This is a genomic window from Mesorhizobium escarrei (genome assembly GCF_935825525.1).
Classification (GTDB): domain Bacteria; phylum Pseudomonadota; class Alphaproteobacteria; order Rhizobiales; family Rhizobiaceae; genus Mesorhizobium; species Mesorhizobium escarrei.
Genome location: NZ_CAKXZT010000121.1, coordinates 133,254 through 149,920, shown reverse-complemented (window position 1 = coordinate 149,920; position 16,667 = coordinate 133,254). Strand labels below are relative to the sequence as shown.

General features: G+C 60.8%; 17 protein-coding genes and 3 pseudogenes. 13 read left to right on the top strand and 7 right to left on the bottom strand.

The annotated features are described in order from the left end of the window. The first annotated feature begins 10 nt into the window (after positions 1-10). The 7 genes from NMG80_RS13490 (at position 11) to NMG80_RS13460 (ending at position 8,220) form a co-directional block, all read left to right on the top strand. Complete coding sequence (locus NMG80_RS13490; protein ID WP_254018549.1) at positions 11-1,060, top strand: ABC transporter ATP-binding protein; 1,050 nt, start codon at positions 11-13, stop codon at positions 1,058-1,060. After that, positions 1,050-2,207 carry an amidohydrolase/deacetylase family metallohydrolase gene (locus NMG80_RS13485; protein ID WP_254018548.1) on the top strand — a complete coding sequence of 386 codons (1,158 nt, stop codon included), beginning with the start codon at positions 1,050-1,052 and terminating at the stop codon, positions 2,205-2,207. Before NMG80_RS13490 ends, NMG80_RS13485 begins: the two co-directional genes overlap by 11 nt. Continuing rightward, on the top strand, positions 2,204-3,694 hold the full coding sequence (locus NMG80_RS13480) for an aldehyde dehydrogenase family protein (protein ID WP_254018547.1): 1,491 nt from the start codon (positions 2,204-2,206) through the stop codon (positions 3,692-3,694). The genes NMG80_RS13485 and NMG80_RS13480 overlap by 4 nt, the downstream gene beginning before the upstream one ends. A 65-nt stretch (positions 3,695-3,759) precedes the next feature. After that, on the top strand, positions 3,760-4,248 hold the full coding sequence (locus NMG80_RS13475) for a gluconate 2-dehydrogenase subunit 3 family protein (RefSeq protein WP_254018546.1): 489 nt from the start codon (positions 3,760-3,762) through the stop codon (positions 4,246-4,248). Next, complete coding sequence (locus NMG80_RS13470) at positions 4,245-5,873, top strand: GMC family oxidoreductase (protein WP_301943356.1); 1,629 nt, start codon at positions 4,245-4,247, stop codon at positions 5,871-5,873. Before NMG80_RS13475 ends, NMG80_RS13470 begins: the two co-directional genes overlap by 4 nt. A gap of 134 nt (positions 5,874-6,007) precedes the next feature. Then, positions 6,008-7,087, top strand: coding sequence for a DSD1 family PLP-dependent enzyme (locus NMG80_RS13465; RefSeq protein ID WP_254018544.1), 1,080 nt, complete (start codon positions 6,008-6,010; stop codon positions 7,085-7,087). Next, the gene (locus NMG80_RS13460; protein ID WP_254018543.1) at positions 7,084-8,220 is read left to right on the top strand and encodes a pyridoxal-phosphate dependent enzyme; all 1,137 of its coding nucleotides are present in this window, start codon (positions 7,084-7,086) and stop codon (positions 8,218-8,220) included. Before NMG80_RS13465 ends, NMG80_RS13460 begins: the two co-directional genes overlap by 4 nt. 39 nt (positions 8,221-8,259) lie before the next feature. On the opposite strand, the pseudogene NMG80_RS13455 reads toward NMG80_RS13460, so the two are convergent. Further along, positions 8,260-8,457 (bottom strand): annotated as a pseudogene (locus tag NMG80_RS13455) (carbohydrate ABC transporter permease); the annotation flags it as partial. 38 nt (positions 8,458-8,495) lie between these two features. On the opposite strand from NMG80_RS13455, the pseudogene NMG80_RS13450 reads away from it, so the two are divergent. Continuing rightward, positions 8,496-8,645 (top strand): annotated as a pseudogene (locus NMG80_RS13450) (cytochrome c); the annotation flags it as partial. 227 nt (positions 8,646-8,872) lie between these two features. On the opposite strand, the gene NMG80_RS13445 reads toward NMG80_RS13450, so the two are convergent. Next, positions 8,873-9,229, bottom strand: coding sequence for a helix-turn-helix transcriptional regulator (locus tag NMG80_RS13445; protein WP_254018542.1), 357 nt, complete (start codon positions 9,227-9,229; stop codon positions 8,873-8,875). 11 nt (positions 9,230-9,240) lie between these two features. Next, on the bottom strand, positions 9,241-9,855 hold the full coding sequence (locus NMG80_RS13440) for a cupin domain-containing protein (protein WP_254018541.1): 615 nt from the start codon (positions 9,853-9,855) through the stop codon (positions 9,241-9,243). A 120-nt stretch (positions 9,856-9,975) separates the two neighbouring features. Between NMG80_RS13440 and NMG80_RS13435 the strand changes: the two genes are divergently transcribed. From NMG80_RS13435 to NMG80_RS13420, 4 genes are all read left to right on the top strand, one after another. Further along, positions 9,976-10,587: a LysE family translocator gene (locus tag NMG80_RS13435; protein WP_254018540.1), complete on the top strand. Its 612-nt coding sequence runs from the start codon at positions 9,976-9,978 to the stop codon at positions 10,585-10,587. Between the two features lie 14 nt (positions 10,588-10,601). Continuing rightward, a complete protein-coding gene (locus NMG80_RS37290) occupies positions 10,602-10,922 on the top strand; it encodes a DNA-3-methyladenine glycosylase I (protein WP_367185950.1) in 321 nt (106 codons plus the stop codon). Positions 10,923-10,929: 7 nt separating this feature from the next. Next, positions 10,930-11,139 carry a helix-turn-helix domain-containing protein gene (locus NMG80_RS13425; protein ID WP_436798610.1) on the top strand — a complete coding sequence of 70 codons (210 nt, stop codon included), beginning with the start codon at positions 10,930-10,932 and terminating at the stop codon, positions 11,137-11,139. 651 nt (positions 11,140-11,790) lie between these two features. Continuing rightward, positions 11,791-12,906 (top strand): Fic family protein, encoded by a 1,116-nt coding sequence (locus NMG80_RS13420; protein ID WP_254018539.1) that lies wholly within the window; start codon positions 11,791-11,793, stop codon positions 12,904-12,906. Positions 12,907-13,072: 166 nt separating this feature from the next. Here the strand turns inward: NMG80_RS13420 and NMG80_RS13415 are convergent. Then, a pseudogene (locus tag NMG80_RS13415) lies at positions 13,073-13,666 on the bottom strand (sensor histidine kinase); the annotation flags it as partial. A 314-nt stretch (positions 13,667-13,980) separates the two neighbouring features. Continuing rightward, a complete protein-coding gene (locus NMG80_RS13410; protein WP_254018538.1) occupies positions 13,981-14,436 on the bottom strand; it encodes a Ros/MucR family transcriptional regulator in 456 nt (151 codons plus the stop codon). Positions 14,437-14,567: 131 nt separating this feature from the next. Here NMG80_RS13410 and NMG80_RS13405 point away from each other — a divergent pair, with 131 nt between their 5' ends. Continuing rightward, positions 14,568-14,723, top strand: a complete 156-nt coding sequence (locus tag NMG80_RS13405) for a hypothetical protein (protein ID WP_254018537.1) — start codon at positions 14,568-14,570, stop codon at positions 14,721-14,723. A gap of 245 nt (positions 14,724-14,968) precedes the next feature. On the opposite strand, the gene NMG80_RS13400 is transcribed toward NMG80_RS13405, so the two are convergent. After that, positions 14,969-15,802 (bottom strand): DeoR/GlpR family DNA-binding transcription regulator, encoded by an 834-nt coding sequence (locus NMG80_RS13400; RefSeq protein ID WP_254018605.1) that lies wholly within the window; start codon positions 15,800-15,802, stop codon positions 14,969-14,971. 88 nt (positions 15,803-15,890) lie between these two features. Then, positions 15,891-16,664, bottom strand: coding sequence for an SDR family NAD(P)-dependent oxidoreductase (locus NMG80_RS13395; protein ID WP_254018536.1), 774 nt, complete (start codon positions 16,662-16,664; stop codon positions 15,891-15,893). Positions 16,665-16,667 lie beyond the last annotated feature (3 nt).

The window sequence follows — 16,667 nt, the reverse complement described above, 5'->3', positions numbered from 1 at the left end:
AGCTTCGAGCATGGCATCGATCGAAATTGCCGGCCTCAACAAGCGGTTCGGGACGATGGCTGTTTTGAAAGGGCTCGATCTTTCGATCAGCGATGGCGAGTTCATTTCCTTCCTCGGACCGTCGGGATGCGGGAAATCGACTTTGCTGTTTTGCATCGCCGGCCTTGAGGATATCGACGAGGGGTCCATCCGCTTCGACCACAAGGAGATTTCGGATCTCGGTCCGCGCGAACGCAACATCGCGCTGGTCTTCCAGGACTACGCGCTCTATCCGCACATGACGGTACGCGAAAATATCGCCTTTCCACTGCGCCAGCAGAAACTGGACGAGGCAACCGTGGACAAGCAGGTTGCCTGGGCCGCCGATGTTCTGGGTATCGAGGCCCTTCTCGACCGACCGCCGGCAGCGCTTTCCGGCGGCCAGCGCCAGCGCGTTGCCGTTGGCCGCGCCATCGTCAGAAACCCCTCGGTACTTCTAATGGACGAGCCGCTTTCCAATCTCGATGCCTCGCTGCGCGTGCGCATGCGCACCGAGATCCGGCGCCTCCAGAAGGCGCTCGGCATTACCGTCATTTTCGTCACGCACGATCAGGAGGAGGCCATGGTGCTGTCCGACCGGATCGCCGTGATGAAGGACGGCGTCGTGCAGCAGTTCGCACCGCCGATGGAGGTCTATTCGGCTCCCGCTAACCAGTTCGTTGCAGGGTTCATCGGCAGCCCGCAAATGAACTTCTTGCCTGCCAATCTCTGCGGCGGCAGCTCCGACCGCGTTCTCGGCGTCCGTCCCCACGATCTGAAACCGGGCGCACGCGGCAATGGCGGCCTATCATTGTCCGGCAAGCTTCTGTTGATCGAGCCTGCGGGCCCTTTCCAGTTTCTCGACGTCTCGGTCGCCGGCCATGTCGTCCGCGCAACCTGTAGCGATGCGTCCGGCCTGTCTGCAGGCCAAAGCATCACGCTTTGCGCGAGCGCGGACGCCGTTCGCCATTTCGCCGCAGACGACGGCACCCGTATCAACCAGCAATTCTTGGAAACCGAAAGCCGAATTCATGCCGTATGAGCTTGTTTTGAAAAATGGTCGTGTGATCGATCCTTCCCAGGACATTGACCGCATCGTCGACGTTGCCTTCGCCGGCGGAAAGGTCGCCGCGCTTGGGGACAGTCTTTCCGGCAAGCAAGAACGAAACGTCTCCGGCTTGATCGTGACGCCCGGCCTGATCGATCTGCACACGCATGTCTACTGGGGCGGAACGTCGCTCGGTGTGGACCCCGACGCGTTTGCTCGAAAGAGCGCGGTTTCGACCTGCGTCGATACTGGAAGTGCGGGACCGGGAAATTTTCCGGGATTTCGCAAACATGTGATCGAGCGGAGCACGGCCCGCATTCTCGTTTATCTGCATATCTCCTTCGCCGGCATCTATGGTTTCGCGAAGAACATCATGATCGGCGAAAGCCATGACATGCGGCTCCTTGCCGGCCGGGAAGCGGTGGAGACCATCAACGCCAACCGCGACGTCATCATCGGCGTGAAGGTGCGCATCGGCCGCCACGCCTCCGGGCCTGCCGGTATCCAGCCCCTAGATGTCGCCCTGCAGGTCGCGGATGAGACGGGCCTGCCGCTGATGGCCCATATCGATGAGCCGCCGCCATCCTACGAGGCCGTTGTCTCGCGCCTGCGCGGCGGCGACGTGCTGACCCATTGTTTCCGGCCCTTCCCCAATGCGCCCATCGACGGCAGAGGCAAGATCAAGCCGGAAATCCTTGAGGCAAGGCATCGAGGCGTTCTTTTCGACATCGGCCACGGGATGGGCTCCTTCTCCTGGAAGACGGCACGCTCAATGACGGCGCAAGGTTTCCTGCCGGACACCATCTCTTCCGACGTTCATGCGCTCTGCATCGAGGGCCCGGCCTACGATCAGGTCACGACGCTTTCGAAATTCCTGGCGCTCGGCATGTCGATCAATGACGTCATCGCAGCCTCGACGGTCAATGCGGCCAAGGCATTGCAGCGCCCCGAGCTTGGAACGTTCAAGATTGGCTCGGCCGGGGATGCGAGCATCCTCGAATTGCGCAGCGGCGCGTTTTCCCTTGAGGATACGCGCGGCGAGATTGTCGTTGCGCCTGAACGTATCTTTGCCGCCGGTCTGGTCATTGCCGGCCAGGATATCGGTACCGACGATCAAACACTCGCAGCAGCGGCCGAATGAAGGAGACAAAAGAAATGGATGGTGGCTACGCTATGAAAGATGCGCCGGCCAATTTCATAGGCGGCGAATGGCAGACGGAGCCGGAGACCATGGCGGCGGTCAATCCCGCAACCGGGGAGATCATTGCCCAGCTGCCGCGATCAAGCCGCGAGACGGCGCAACGCGCAGTCGCTGCGGCAAAGACAGCCGCGCCAGCATGGGCCGACATGCCGGTTTTCAAGCGCGCCGCGATCTGCGTTGCCATCGCCTCGGCAATAGACGCCGCTCAAGAAAAGATCGCGCGCATCCTCTCGGCCGAGCAGGGCAAGGTCCTTGCAGAGGCTATAGGTGAGGTCGGCAAGGCTGCCGACGGCTTCCGGCTGGCATCCGAGCTCGTCAAGCAACTGGGCGGCCAGACCCTGCCTGCGGAGGATCCGACGAAGCTCGTCATGACGATCCGCCAGCCGCGTGGGGTTTACGGCGTCATCACCCCTTGGAATTTCCCGGTCAACATCCCCGTGGAATATCTGGCACCGGGCATTGCGACCGGGAACACCATCGTCTGGGTGCCCGCCCCATCCACCTCGCTCGTCGCCTGTGCCTTGATGGAGGCAATCGACAGCGCCGGCCTTCCCGCCGGCGTCATCAACCTGGTCATCGGCGAAGGCGCAACCGCTGGCGATGCCGTCGTGGTTCATCCCGACGTTGCGGCCATCGGCTTTACGGGGAGCGCTGCGACCGGAAGGAAAATCGCCGAGCGCGGCGCCGGCAAGCCGCTGCTTCTGGAACTGGGCGGCAACGGCCCCGTGATCGTTTTCGAGGATGCCGATCTTGACGCGGCGGCCGCCGCCGCGGCCGGCGGCGCATTCTTCAATGCCGGTCAGGTCTGTGCCGCGACGGGCCGCGTTCTCGCGCATCAGTCGATTGCCGAAAGCCTGTGCGAAAAGCTCGTCGCCCATGCCCAAAAACATGTGCTTGGCGATCCCTTCCATCAGGGAACGAGCATGGGACCACTCAACAACGCCAACGTCGCGGCCAAGGTCAAAGAGCACGTCGATGACGCCATCGCACAGGGTGCCAAGGTGCTCTATGGCGGCAAGCCGCGCCCCGATCTCGGCAGTGGACTGTTTTTCGAACCGACGATCATCGCCGGTGTCACGCGCGAGATGAGAATCAATCGCGAGGAAACCTTTGGCCCGATCGTCCCGGTTCTCGCGTTCAAGGACGAGGCCGAAGCGCTCGATCTGGCGCTCGACAGCGAATACGGCCTGTCGGTGGGCGTCTTCACGGCGGACGTGGCGCGGGGTGTTTCGGTCGCCAAGGCAATCCCCGCCGGGATCGTCAACGTCAATGCCGGCAGCACCTGGTGGGAAATTCACCTGCCCTTCGGAGGTGGGACCGGCACCAAGAGCGGCATCGGCCGGCTGGGCGGCGTGCACACGATGGAAGCCATGACGGAACTCAAGATGATCACGGTCACGATCGATCGAAAGGCAGGTGTGGCATGAGCTCCCAATCGCTTGCTTTTGCCGGCGAACGGAATTCGCCCCTTTCTCCGCCCGAGAGAACGCGGATGATCCGCGCTCTTGTCGATGAATTGATCCCCGGCAGCGAGGGCTGGCCCTCCGCATCCGAGGCCGGCGTGCACGGCATCGTCGCGATGCGCCTCTTTGCGGACTGGAGCGATGTGCAGATTACGGCACTGGCCGATCTGCTGGGCTGGGAAAAGGACGGCCTTTCAAGCGCCAATGGTGAAACCCGCATCGCGTCCGTCAAGGCCTTCGAGGACGCCGACACCGAGCTTTTCGACAAGGTCTATACGGCGGTGACGCTTGCCTATTACGAAACGCCCTTTGTCATCGAAGCCATTCGAAACACGGGACGTCCATACTCCCACCGGCCCCATCTGACCGGCTATGACATGGCGCCCTTCGATTTCAACCGGGACCTGCCAGCCCATCGGCGCGGCCATTACCTGGAAACTGAAAACGTCAGGCCCGTCGATATGTCGTCGCTCGACCTGGACACGGTAAAGACAGATCATTGGGGACTGGAAAGATGACGACAGAGCGCATCTGTGATGTATTGATCGTGGGCGCTGGCGCGACAGGATCCTTGGCAGCGCTGACACTGGCAGAAGCCGGTCTCGATGTCGTCTGCCTGGAACAGGGTTCCTGGGTGGAGCCGAAAGATCATCCGCATCTCCATGCCGACTGGTCGTGGCAGCGCCGGACCAACTGGAGCCCGGATGTCAACAAGCGCAGCCATCCGGACGATTTCCCCGTCAATTCGGACTCCTCGCAAATCCTGATGTGGAACGCTGTCGGCGGATCGACCAACGTCTATGGCGCAATTTGGCCACGCTATCGTCCTTCAGATTTCCGCAAGGGCACGGAGCATGGTCTTCAGCCGGACTGGCCGATCACCTATGAGGATATCGCCCCCTTTTACGAGCAGGCCGACAAGCTCGTGGGCGTGTCGGGACTGGCCGGCGATCCGGCCATGCCACCACGAGACCGCTGCCCGACCCCGCCAATGCCTGTGTCCAAGGTGGCGAAGCGCCTTGCTTCCGGTTTCGATGCGCTTGACTGGCACTGGTGGCCGGTCGAGGCCGCGGCGATCTCCGAGGATTACGACGGTCGGCCGGCCTGTAACAATTGCGGCACATGCAACGGCTGCCCGCGCGGATCGATGAGCAAATATTCGCTGTCCATCTGGCCGAAGGCATTGAATGCCGGCTGCGAACTGCGCATCAATGCCCGCGTGCTCAAGATCGAGAAAGACCTAGACGGCCGCGCAAGCGGAGCTCTCTATGTCGACCGCAACACCGGGATGAAACATTTCCAGAGGGCGAAACTGGTTATCGTGGCTGCGAACGGCATCGGAACGCCACGGCTCCTTCTTGCATCCGACAATCTTGCCAACACCAACGACCAGGTCGGACGCTACCTCCTGCATCACACCCTGGTTGCCTGCGAAATGTGGGTCGACGAGCCGGTCGATGGTCATATCGGTTACGTCGCATCCCTGCTGTCACGGCAGTTTGCCGAAACAGACCCGTCGCGTGGTTTCGTCAACGGTTTCAATTTCAACTGCATCACCTCCACGCCCTCGGCGGGAGAGCTTGCGGCAGGCTGGTTCACGCCGGCCCGCGCGCCGTGGGGCCGCGACCATCACCCATGGTTCGAGCGCCACTTCGGCCATTCCATCGGCGTTTTCGGCATTGGCGACGATCTGCCGAATCCGGAAAATCGCGTGACGCTGGATCCGGTGCTGAAGGATTCCGACGGCGTGGCTGCGGCAAGGACCCACTATGCACCAGGTGAAAACGACAAGCGCATGATGAACTACATGCTCGATCGTCTCGAAGAGCTTGCAAAGGCCTGCGGCGCTTTCGAATATCGGCTGCATGATTATCGCGACAAGGAAGGCGTTTATCGCACACCCGCCTGGCACATGATCGGCACCTGCCGCATGGGCAGCGACCCGTCGACATCCGTTGTCAACCGGTGGCATCAGACCTGGGAGGTCCCCAATCTTTTCATCGTCGATGGAAGCGTGCTCGCGACCGGCGGTGTCGTCAATCCGACGGCGACCATCTCGGCGCTCGCCTTGCGTGCCGCGGTCTATATCCGCGACAATTTCGAAACCCTGTCGCAGCAGACGCGGCCGTCGATAGCCGCCTGACGCGAACGACGCGGGTTGTTCGTCAATCGTCTCGCATGCCAAGCAAAGACGATCTCCTGCCCGCATGGTCATGATTGGCATCATTGCGATCAGAGAAAGACAAAATGCTCCAGCGCCCCCCTGCCGAGCCCGGAATGAGCGAAGCGGATATCGATACCCCTGCCCTCATCATCGATCTCGATGCAATGGAAAGCAATCTCGACCGCATGGCCGCATTCTGCCGCAACGCAGGCGTGCGGTTGCGCGCTCACGCGAAAACCCACAAGTCCCCCATCATCGCCCACTGGCAGATTGCCAGAGGGGCCATCGGCCAATGCGTGCAAAAAACAGCGGAGGCCGAGGTTCTTGCCTGGGGCGGCGTCAGCGACATTCTCGTTTCGAACGAGGTCGTTTCCGCCCGCAAGCTGGCGCGACTGGCCGCGCTGTCCAGGATGTCGAAAATCTCGCTTTGTGCCGATAGCGCGGCCGTGGTTGACCAGATCGAGGCAGTGGCCGAATCCTTCGCCACGCGGTTGACCGTGCTGGTCGAGATCGACGTCAGCGGCGGCCGCTGCGGTGTGGAGCCCGGCGAGCCCGCCGCAGTACTTGCAGTACGCATAGCGAGAAGCCGCCATCTGGTGTTCGGCGGCCTGCAATCCTATCATGGGCGCGCCCAGCACCTGCGCACCGAACAGCAGCGGTGCGACGCGATAGGCCAGGCTGCGGCGCGAACGATGGATACGGTCGCCGCAATCAGGAAGCAAAGCCTGGAATGCGCAATTGTAGGCGGCGCAGGCACGGGAACCTTCGCCCACGAGGCAGCCAGCGGCGTATACAACGAGCTGCAGGCCGGCTCCTATGTGTTCATGGATGCCGACTATGCGCGAAATCGTCCCGCTCCCGATTTCGAACAATCGCTGTTCGTTTTGAGCACCGTCATGAGTGCTGCCCGTCACGGTATCGCGGTTCTGGATTGCGGCCACAAGGGGATTGCCATCGACAGCGGGCTTCCTCTCATTCACGCCAGACAGGATATCGACTATGCCGGCGCATCCGATGAGCACGGTTCGCTCGTCCTGCGTTCGGACCCTGGAAGCCTTGCCATCGGAGAAACGCTGCGCCTCGTTCCGGGCCATTGCGATCCAACGGTCGACCGCTACGACTGGTATGTCGGCATGCGCGGCAAGCGGGTCGAATGCGTCTTTCCTGTCGCGGCGCGCGGAATGATGCAATGACGCTTGCGGTTCTTCCTGAGGTCGAAACCATATCCCCAGAACTGAAGCTGCACTGCATCGCCTGCGATGCCACCCTGCCGCCAACGCTGGTTTACCGCTGCCCCGATTGCGGCGGCATACTGGAGGTTGTACGTCAAAAACCGGAGGGCCACAGCTGGCTTAGGGCCGACTTCGTCGGAGATGGCATTACGCTTGGAGAAGGCGGCACGCCGCTTCGAGAGCTCAGACCCAATCTCCTCCACGCCGGCTTCAGTGGTCGGCTTCTTGTCAAGGACGAAACCCGCAACCCATCCGGCTCCTTCAAGGATCGCCTTGTGGCAGCGGCGTTGAGCCGGGCGATTGCGCTTGGCGCGACGGGTATCGTCAGCGCGTCGAGCGGCAATGCCGGTGCTGCTGCCGCTTGCTATGCCGCGAATGCGGGAGTTCCCGCCATCATCGTTTGCCCGGACGCGACGCCGCGTGGCAAGCTGGCGCAGATTGTTGCCTATGGCGCCGCGCTTGAGCAGGTGCCGGGCCATTACGGAAACGCGTTTGAGCACGCCAGGCAAATCTGCGCCGAAACAGGCTATGCAAATCTGACGACGACCTATCTGAACCCTTATGGCGTGGATGCCCTGCGGCTGATCGGGCAGGAGCTCTATGAGCAGATGGAATGCGTCGGACCCGACTGGATCGCCATCCCGACGAGTTCCGGGCCGTTGGTCAAAGGTGTCTTTCAGGGCTTCATGGATAGGGCTGGCAAAGTGCCGCGTCTGATCGCGGCGCAGTCGGAAGGTTGTGCTCCGATAGCGAGAGCCTTCGAGGACGGAAAGATCGACGTTGATGGCTGGGAGAATCCCAACACGATCGCTTCGGGCATTTCGGACCCGTTGCAGGCCTATCCCGAGGAAGGCAGTCTGACGCTTTCGCTTGTCCGTGCAAGCAAGGGCCTTGCTTACGCCGTCGGCGATGTGGGCATTCGCGAGGCTATGATCGACCTGGCACGCAAAGCCGGTCTCTTCTGTGAACCGACGGGGGCGGCCTCTCTCGCTGCGGCCCGGGATCTGTTCATAAAAGGCACGATCGGATCGAGCGATACCGTCGTCTGCATTGTGACCGGACATGGTTTCAAGGATTTTGCAGCTTGGACCTGACCGATGAGAGCGGCCTCTGCGTCGGAACCCGTCCTTGCCTTAGCCTTTGACCGCTCCAGCGATCATGGATCCTGATATCTGCCGATACATCACAAGACCCAGCAATGCCGGCGGCAAGGCGCCCAGCACCATAACCGCGGAAGCGGTTCCCCATTTCACACCGCCGCCGCTTGCGTCGAAAAAGAAGGACGCGCCGACCGTCATCGGAACGGCACGGTTGGTTGTCAGCATGAGGCCAGACGCCACCTGAGAACAGGAACTTTTCGTACCTGTGCGATGACGCCATGGCGATCGCGGCATTCCTCCAAAGTGTGAAACCGGTCGACAACGACGTTCCCGAGCCGTTCAAACCGGGAGAAAAAGTGTCGAGCTTCATGTTCCGGATCATGCCGCCGGGTGAAACCGCAGCTGCCGCGCCGAAATAGGCCGGGTACGACTGCGCGGCTTTCGACCTCACATTGGAAGGGCTGATCGCCGACGTTGAAGCTCTGAACGACGCCGGGCGGTTCGGCTACGGCTTCGACGGCCTGTCAATCGGTGTGGGTCTCCGCGCCGATCGGCACAATACCCAGAAGTGGCAATGCGGCTTAAAGACAGCGAATGTCAGTCGAACGGCCACAAGCTTGATGGACGGGGCTTCCTGACGTCTGCGTTAGCCCGCCCTTTGCAGCTTTGAGGGCTCTGCCGCAAAAGACGCGGCCAATCTGCGTGCCGAGCTGTCATACGCGCCGTTGTTCTGCTTCCGCCACTGCCCCGGGCCTATCCCGAAAATCGCGGTGAACCGGCGGTGGAACGCAGGCAGCGACGCGTAGCCGCAGCGTTCCGCGATATCGGCGATCGGAAGCCTGGTATTGATGAGCATTTCCCGGGCCTTGGTCATCCGCCAGAGGGTGAGATAGGCCGAGGGTCCCATTCCCACCTTTGACGAGAATCGCGCGGACAGGACTGAACGCGAGAGGCCGGCATGGCGCGCAAGGCTGTCCACCGACCAGTTGCGCGCAGGCTCCAAGTGGATTGCGCTCAGGCACTTGGCGACGGTGGGTCGCGCAGCGCCTCCATATAGGGATGGGCCGGACTGCTCGCTGTCGCTTCCCGTCTCAGGCTCTGGATCAAGAGAATCTCGACGACCCGATGCAGGACGAAAAACGCGCCGGGGCCGGACAGAAGCGCTTCGTCATGCAAAAGTTGCAGCGCCGAACCGCAGGTCGCGTCATTGCGTTTGAGCACGATCACCGGCGGAAGAACGGACAGGACCGGGTGCAGGATGCCCGGATCGAACCCCAGATAGCCGCACAGAATCCGGCAATCCGGCGCGCCGTGACCGACGCGCAGCGTGTCGCCCTCGACCGGATGAGCGGCGAGGACGGCCTCCAGCGGTATCGCATCACGCGCCGCCGCGTCCGAGGACAGGATCTGCGACGCCCCTTCGGGCACCAGAACCATGTCGCCGGGGTTCAACGCCACCGCCGGTTGACCAGGCACCGCCACATAGGCGCGCCCCGAAAGCATGTGGTGAAAACGGATATGCCGCTCTTCCTCGGGAAGGCGCACGGCGAAGGGCGCGTCGAGGGCGGCGTGGAAATAGAGTTCGGCCTTCAGCCGCAGGCTGGAGCAAATGTCGTTCAGCACATCCATGACGCAACAATGAGCCGGCTTGGGACGATCTGCAAATGAATACCGACAATCAGGCATCGTTTAACTCAAATTTGCCAGCTATTGGTCGGAAAGACACGATCCCCATGAATGGAGAGCTCCTTGTCCCTGGAAACGCTCTTGGCCCTGATCGGCTTTGCCTTCGTCATGTCGATCTCGCCAGGCCCCGGCAACTTCCTGCTGCTCGCCTCCGGAGCGAATTTCGGCTTCCAACGGTCTATTCCCCTCGTGCTGGGGATCAGCTTCGGCTTCCTCAGCATGGTCTTCGCTGTCGGGCTGGGGTTGGGGGCTGTGCTGGAAACTTATCCGACCGCGGGGCAGATCCTGCGCGCCGCCTGTACGGTCTATGTGCTTTGGCTTGCGTGGAAAATCGCTAGGAGCCGATCGCTTGGGAGCGGCTCGGGCGCGGGACTCGAGAAGCCCTTCACCTTCCTGCAGGCCGCAAGCCTGCAATTGCTCAATCCGAAAGCCTGGACGGTCGCGCTGATCGTCACGGTCTCCTATCTCGAGCCCGAGGCCGGAGTTCCAGATCTTCTTCTGCTGATTGCGGTCTTTGCCGCCGTGACCATCCCCTCGATCAGCGTCTGGGCCTTGTCCGGGCATGGCGTGCGCGGATTTCTGGCCCGAGGCAATCGCATCGCGATTTTCAACATCGTCATGGCGGTGTTGCTTCTCGCCTCGATGCTTCCCGCGATCCTGTCCGTCGCGCATTGAAAGGAATCTCGGAAATGCGCAGCTTTGAGGAAATTCAGGAGATTGCCGCGGGGCGGCAGAGTGGACAAGCGGCGCTGGAGGCGCTTCTGCCTCAAGCGTTGACACCGGAGGCGCTCGGCCGGACGCACGATGACCACTGGCTCTCGGCCATGACGAAATGCCTGTTCCAGGCGGGATTCAACTGGTCCGCCATCGAGGCAAGATGGACCGGTGTCGAGGCCGCTTTCGACGGGTTCGATCCCCGGAAGATCTCCCTGTGGTCGGAGGAAGACATCGACAGGTTGCTCTCGGGCCGGCGGATCGTGCGGCAAGTAAATCCTGCTCGGACCGATTGAGTTCAAATTGCTACGTCACATGCTGGAGAACCCGGAGAAGGTGCTCAGCCGCGACGAACTGATAGAGGCAGCCTGGCCCGGCAATGTCTATGTTGGCCCGCGCACGGTCGATGTCCATATCAGCCGGCTTGCGAAAGTCGCTCGGGCAGTCATCCCAGCGTGTCACTATCGCACTGTCAGGCTCGGCGGTTACGCGTTGGAGTGCCAGTCGTTTTGATCGATGGCGTTCGACCAGATCATCGCCGAACATCTATGCTGCCGCCTCCGCTGGAAGGCGCCTGTAAATGAAGGTTCATGTAATTCGAACCGCGTCACTAGCATAGGAAATTTACAAGTAGACGAGACCGAAGCACGGTTGGGGTTTGTGGATCTTTCTTCGTCGGTACCGTTGATGTTGTACGTCTGGGATTGTTGGCACGAGGCGCCCGCCGACGGCAAAGGGTCAACGCGCAACCTGCGAGATGACGATCACCTGGATCTCGGTCTCGCCATCTAAAGTGCAGATCAACACGCTGCAAATCCGCGTGGCGGTGGTTCGATCCGTCTCCCGTTACCACCTTTCCCACGCTCCTTGGCGCCGTTGGAAGGCATTCTCGCCCAGGAGGGCGGTGAGGCGCCCAGCGATTTCGACTTCGATTCCGCCGATCCTCGATGGATCTCGAAACACAGTAACGATCGCGTCCCGCATCGCCTCTGCGGATTTGGAATCGCCAGCCACGATGCCTTTTGTAAGCCCTGTTTGAGGATGGATGGCTGGACAGAGTATCGGGGGGACAGGCGGCAAAGCCGCGATTTCCGAGGCATAGAGACGACTGCTATAGCTCATACTTTCTGTCATTATGAGTTATAGAAAGGTGCGTTATAACTCATGATATGGAATTGGGAGCAGGCTGACTGGCCGCATTTCACCTACGATAAGAATGTATTGGAACCACTGGAAAGCGAGTTCCTGTTGCAATCGGGCGAGTTCCTGGGCGTCTTTCGTCATGTCGGTTCCGACGATCGCGACCAGATCCGCATCGATCTTATTAGCGAGGAGGCCTTGAAGACATCCGCGATCGAGGGGGAATACCTCAACCGCGAGAGTCTGCAATCATCCCTGCGCCAGCAACTTGGACTGGGCAGCGAGACCAGGCGCATTCCACCTGCCGAGCGGGGCATCGCGGAAATGATGGCCGATGTCTACTTGCATTTTGCCGATCCGCTCTCACATCGCACCCTCTATGCTTGGCACAAGATGGTGATGTCGGGTGAACGGCGAATGGAGACCGTCGGCAATTATCGCCGACATGCCGATGCCATGCAGATCGTTTCCAATCGGCTGGATCGGCCCAAAGTGCATTTCGAAGCGCCGCCCTCGACGCGGGTAAAATCCGAAATGGACACCTTCGCCGCTTGGTTCAACGATACCTCGCCCAAAGGCAAGACGCCGCTCCCGGCGTTGACGCGTGCCGGTATCGCGCACCTTTATTTCGAGAGCATTCACCCGTTCGAGGACGGCAACGGCCGCATAGGGCGTACCCTCTGCGAAAAGGCGCTGGCACAAAACCTGGGTGAGCCCAGCCTCATCGCGTTAGCCTACACGATCGAACGCCGCCGCAAGGCGTACTACGACAACTTGGAGGCCAGCAACAAGAACAACGCGGTTACAGACTGGCTGCTGTACTTCGCCAACACGATCCTTGAGGCGCAACGCGTAACGCTTGCGCGGGTAGAATTCTCCGTCGCCAAAGCCAAGTTTTACGAACGCCATCGAGACCAGTTCAACGAGCGCCAGCAAAAGGCCATCGCCCGGATGTTCCGTGAAGGGATCGAGGGCTTCCAAGGGGGTCTCAGCGCCGAGAACTACATCGCCATCACACAGGCATCCCGCGCGACCGCAACGAGGGACCTGCAGGACTTGGTTGCTAAGGGTGCGCTAACAAAAACCGGGGAGCGTAGGCACACGCGCTACGCACTCCAAGTGTCCGATTCTAACAGATAGATTTTTGCCATTCGGCATGGTCCGTGACCGCGCGCGTCCCAGATCGTCATCGCAACGGCAGCACTGGCATTGTTGACCGACGAAAAGACCGTAGAGGGGACTTTCGATACCTGGTACCAAAAGGCCGAGGCGCTTTGGAACGCTCGCTTGAAATGATCATGCTTGGCTAAGTTTGCTGTGGAACAGCGTCGAAAACGACCCTCTGGGAAAGACCGCCGCCGGCGCGGTTTTCCAGTGTGACGGTTCCACCGAAGCGTTCGATGATTTCCTTGGCAATGGCGAGGCCGAGGCCGGCCCCCGGAATGGATTGCCGGCGGCCGGGATCGACCCGAAAGAATGGCTCGAACGCCTTGCCCAACAGTTCCGGCGGGATGCCGGGCCCGCCATCGGCGATGGTGAGGACGGCATGATTGCCTGCTGCGGAGAGAGAGATGCTGCAACCCTTGCCGTGGGTGGCGGCATTGACGATCAGATTGCGCAATGCCCGACGAAGGCCGAGTGCCCCTGCCTTGACCATGACCTTGTCCAGATGCCCGATCGACACGGCGTGACCGAGCGAAATCATCTCGGCCTCGATGTCACGGACCAGCCTTTCGAGGTCGACCGGTTCGACGGCGTCCTGATCGACCTCCTCGCGCACCAGCCGGATGGCGCTGTCGGCGATGCGGTCGAGCTCCTCGAGATCGTGCAGCCATTTCTCGCGTTCTTCATCCGCCAGGAACTCCGCGCGCAGCCGCATGCGCGTCATACGAACATGAAGCCGGTTCCGTTCCATCCGCTCGCAGTGCAGGTCGCCAACCGCATGCATGCATGGAACCGCTTCCAGGATCACCGCTCCCGATAAACTAATCATCCAAGAGGGTGGTCGCGAGATGCAAATCCAATTTTGGGAGAATACGGCGAGCCGACTACACTCTTTATTGGCGGCGATGTGCCAGACATGGAGTGATCGGTCGAGTTGGTCAGTCCACCCACCTAGACTAATCGCAGGAGAGGAGCCTTCCTCCCTCCCTAGCCCTTCCGATTTCGGGCGCCCGAGCGTTGAATCCAGAACTGCCGGATTGCGGCGGAGGCCTAGGGTTTTGCTTTCCGCTTTGCTTGCGCTTTCTTCGGCGGCGTTTTCACCGTCGCCTTGCGACCGAGGCCAATCGATTTTGCAAGGGCTGACCGCTGAGCCGAGTAGTTCGGCGCAACCATGGGATAGTCTCGCGCCAATCCCCACTTGGCTCTGTACTCGTCAGGTGTCATACTCAGCAGCCCTAGGTGACGCTTCATGGATTTGAACTTACGCCCATTCTCCAAGCTCACAATGTAGTCGGGAAATATCGACTTCTTGGGATTTACAGCCGGAGCAAGTACTGGTGGCGGTGGCACGACCGGCTCGAGCAGGCCCGATAACGCCGTATTGACGCTGGCGATCAAACTCGGCAGATCGGCCGCAGGCATTGCATTGTTCTGAACATAGGCGGCGACAATGTCCGCCGTCAGGCCTAACAGATCAGAGTTCGTCTGACCAATTGCTTCGTCCATTAACCTAGTCCCCTCGTTGATCTCCCGTTCCTATTCGGGAAATTCAGTCCGCGCAATTGCAACAACGATTATTCATGGGCAGGTTGCTGCGGCAGCAATGGTGCTCGTGAACAAGTCTCAGGATGCCCCCCATGGCCGCACCTGTTTACCGCCCGGCTCACGCCGATTTGCGTCGTCAGCACACGGGCCGTAGCTTGCTTGTCATCCGGCTCGCCGCGGGCGGGCCGGGCGCTTCAAATGGCTGGTGCGCGCTGGCAAAACAGCTGTTTGAGGACCTCGACGGGTAGCTTCGGCAGCCAATTCGACTTTTCGACGCGGCGGGCGGCGTCCTCCCGGAATGGTTTGAAAAGCCGCATCTTGCCGTCGGATCTTTTTGCCACATGGCGCCGATCGCCCGCTCGCCGGGAAAGCTTGCCCGACCAAGGCTTTGAGGACATTCAGACGATTGCTTCGACCCAGCCTGCCGCAGCGCCTGCGTCAAATTCACAGCGCTCATGATCTGGTCTAGTTCACGTCGGCCCATGGGCCGGCATCACAATTGGGAACGACCTGAAGCTGGCAAGGCACTGGCGCTAACCACCGTCACTTTTCGCTCGGCGGAGCGCAAGGACAAAAGTGCGTCCTGGGAGATGCCTTCGTCCGTGATCACTTCGTCGATCTCGGAAATATCCGAAAGCGTACAGAAACCAGGTGCGGTGAACTTCGAGCTGTCGACGAGCAGGATCGTCTTGCGGGCAGAGGAGATCATTGCGCGCTTGAGAGACGCTACCTCCAGCGAGGTTTCCGTCAGCAACGTGCCCGTCACAGCCGAAGCACCGGTCATGCAGAGGTCGGCATGGAGCGTTTTGATGAAGCTCTCGCCCGGCTCGCCGGCAAGGTGCCGGTAGCCGGGACGGACGGTGCCGCCCGGCAGGATGATGCGCCAGGATTTGATGTCGGCCGCGAAATCGGCGATCTCAAGACTGTTCGTCACAACGGTCAGCGGCAAATCCCGCTCCGCCGCGGCGCGCACGGCCTCCATCACCGTCGAAGAACTGTCGAAGATGACACTGTCACGCGCGCTCAACCGGAGAGCTGCCTCCTGTCCTATGGCTGCTTTCTCGGCGTGTTGCAGCTGTGCATTCACCGAGGTTTCACGCTCGAACGTCGCTCGCATCGGCTGCAAAAGATGGGCACCGCCATGGGTGCGCTCAAGATACCCTTTCTCGACTAGATGTTCGAGATCGCGGCGAACTGTCGATTGTGATCCGCCAATCGTGTCAGCCAGTTCCTGGATGCTGGCGGCACCATTTACGCGCAGGTGTTCCAGGATAAGAGCACGGCGCTTGGCCGGAACAAGTTCGACGCGTTTGGTGGAAGACTCCATTTTGGTGGAAGACTCCATGCTATCGCCCCTCATCGGATTTTTGGCCATGCGGAGGCCAGGATGGCTGGCGCTCAATTTCAGTCAATATCTACCAAATCGTATAGCCGCAATCCACGACCACGACAGAACCGGTCATGGCGCTCGAGGCGTCGGTGGCCAGGAAGAGGATCGTCGATGCAATTTCGTCAGCGCGCGCGACCCGCTTCATCGGTGTCATCGACATCCATGTCGGCATCATCCGCTCGTCGGTGAAACCGCCGCGCGACATCGCCGTGTCGACATAGGTTGGAGCCACGCTGTTGACCCGCACGCCGCGTTCTGCCCACTCGCCGGCGAGCGACCTGGTCATATGATGAACGCCCGCTTTGGCGGCGTTGTAGTGGACTTGGCGCTGCGGCTTGTTGGAGATCAGCCCCGACATCGACCCGACAGTTACGATGGCGCCGCGCCCGCGCGCGAGCATTGGCCTGGCGAATTCGCGGCAACACCAGTACGCGCCATTGAGATCCACATCGATCACCTTGAGCCAAACGTCATCCGTCATGTCCTCGCCGCCTGTATCCGGCCAGGCGATTCCTGCGTTCGCGATCAGGATGTCGATGGCGCCGTAGCGCTCGTTGGTGGTACGTGCTGCCTGGGCCACGGCCTTTGAGTCGGTGACGTCCAGGAGCAAGGTGTCAACTTCGTGGCCCTTGACCTTCATCTCCCGCTGGCCAGCCTGGAGGACTTGAGCATCCATGTCCGAAATGACGACTTTTGCTCCCGCCTCGGCCAAAGCCTCCGCCGAGGACAGGCCTATGCCACGTCCGCCGCCGGTGATGAAAGCGACCTGCCCGTCGAGCCGAAATTTTTCGAGGAACATTTG

Excerpts from the sequence above, each read along its gene's own strand:
- NMG80_RS13395 (WP_254018536.1), bottom strand. The coding sequence starts at position 16,664 with ATGTTCCTCGAAAAATTTCGGCTCGACGGGCAGGTCGCTTTCATCACC.
- NMG80_RS13475 (WP_254018546.1), top strand. The coding sequence starts at position 3,760 with ATGATCCGCGCTCTTGTCGATGAATTGATCCCCGGCAGCGAGGGCTGG.
- NMG80_RS13485 (WP_254018548.1), top strand. The coding sequence starts at position 1,050 with ATGCCGTATGAGCTTGTTTTGAAAAATGGTCGTGTGATCGATCCTTCC.
- NMG80_RS13480 (WP_254018547.1), top strand. The coding sequence starts at position 2,204 with ATGAAGGAGACAAAAGAAATGGATGGTGGCTACGCTATGAAAGATGCG.
- NMG80_RS13405 (WP_254018537.1), top strand. The coding sequence starts at position 14,568 with ATGGCCGCACCTGTTTACCGCCCGGCTCACGCCGATTTGCGTCGTCAG.
- NMG80_RS13420 (WP_254018539.1), top strand. The coding sequence starts at position 11,791 with ATGATATGGAATTGGGAGCAGGCTGACTGGCCGCATTTCACCTACGAT.
- NMG80_RS13440 (WP_254018541.1), bottom strand. The coding sequence starts at position 9,855 with ATGGATGTGCTGAACGACATTTGCTCCAGCCTGCGGCTGAAGGCCGAA.
- NMG80_RS13465 (WP_254018544.1), top strand. The coding sequence starts at position 6,008 with ATGAGCGAAGCGGATATCGATACCCCTGCCCTCATCATCGATCTCGAT.
- NMG80_RS13460 (WP_254018543.1), top strand. The coding sequence starts at position 7,084 with ATGACGCTTGCGGTTCTTCCTGAGGTCGAAACCATATCCCCAGAACTG.
- NMG80_RS37290 (WP_367185950.1), top strand. The coding sequence starts at position 10,602 with ATGCGCAGCTTTGAGGAAATTCAGGAGATTGCCGCGGGGCGGCAGAGT.
- NMG80_RS13470 (WP_301943356.1), top strand. The coding sequence starts at position 4,245 with ATGACGACAGAGCGCATCTGTGATGTATTGATCGTGGGCGCTGGCGCG.
- NMG80_RS13490 (WP_254018549.1), top strand. The coding sequence starts at position 11 with ATGGCATCGATCGAAATTGCCGGCCTCAACAAGCGGTTCGGGACGATG.
- NMG80_RS13410 (WP_254018538.1), bottom strand. The coding sequence starts at position 14,436 with ATGGACGAAGCAATTGGTCAGACGAACTCTGATCTGTTAGGCCTGACG.
- NMG80_RS13400 (WP_254018605.1), bottom strand. The coding sequence starts at position 15,802 with ATGGAGTCTTCCACCAAACGCGTCGAACTTGTTCCGGCCAAGCGCCGT.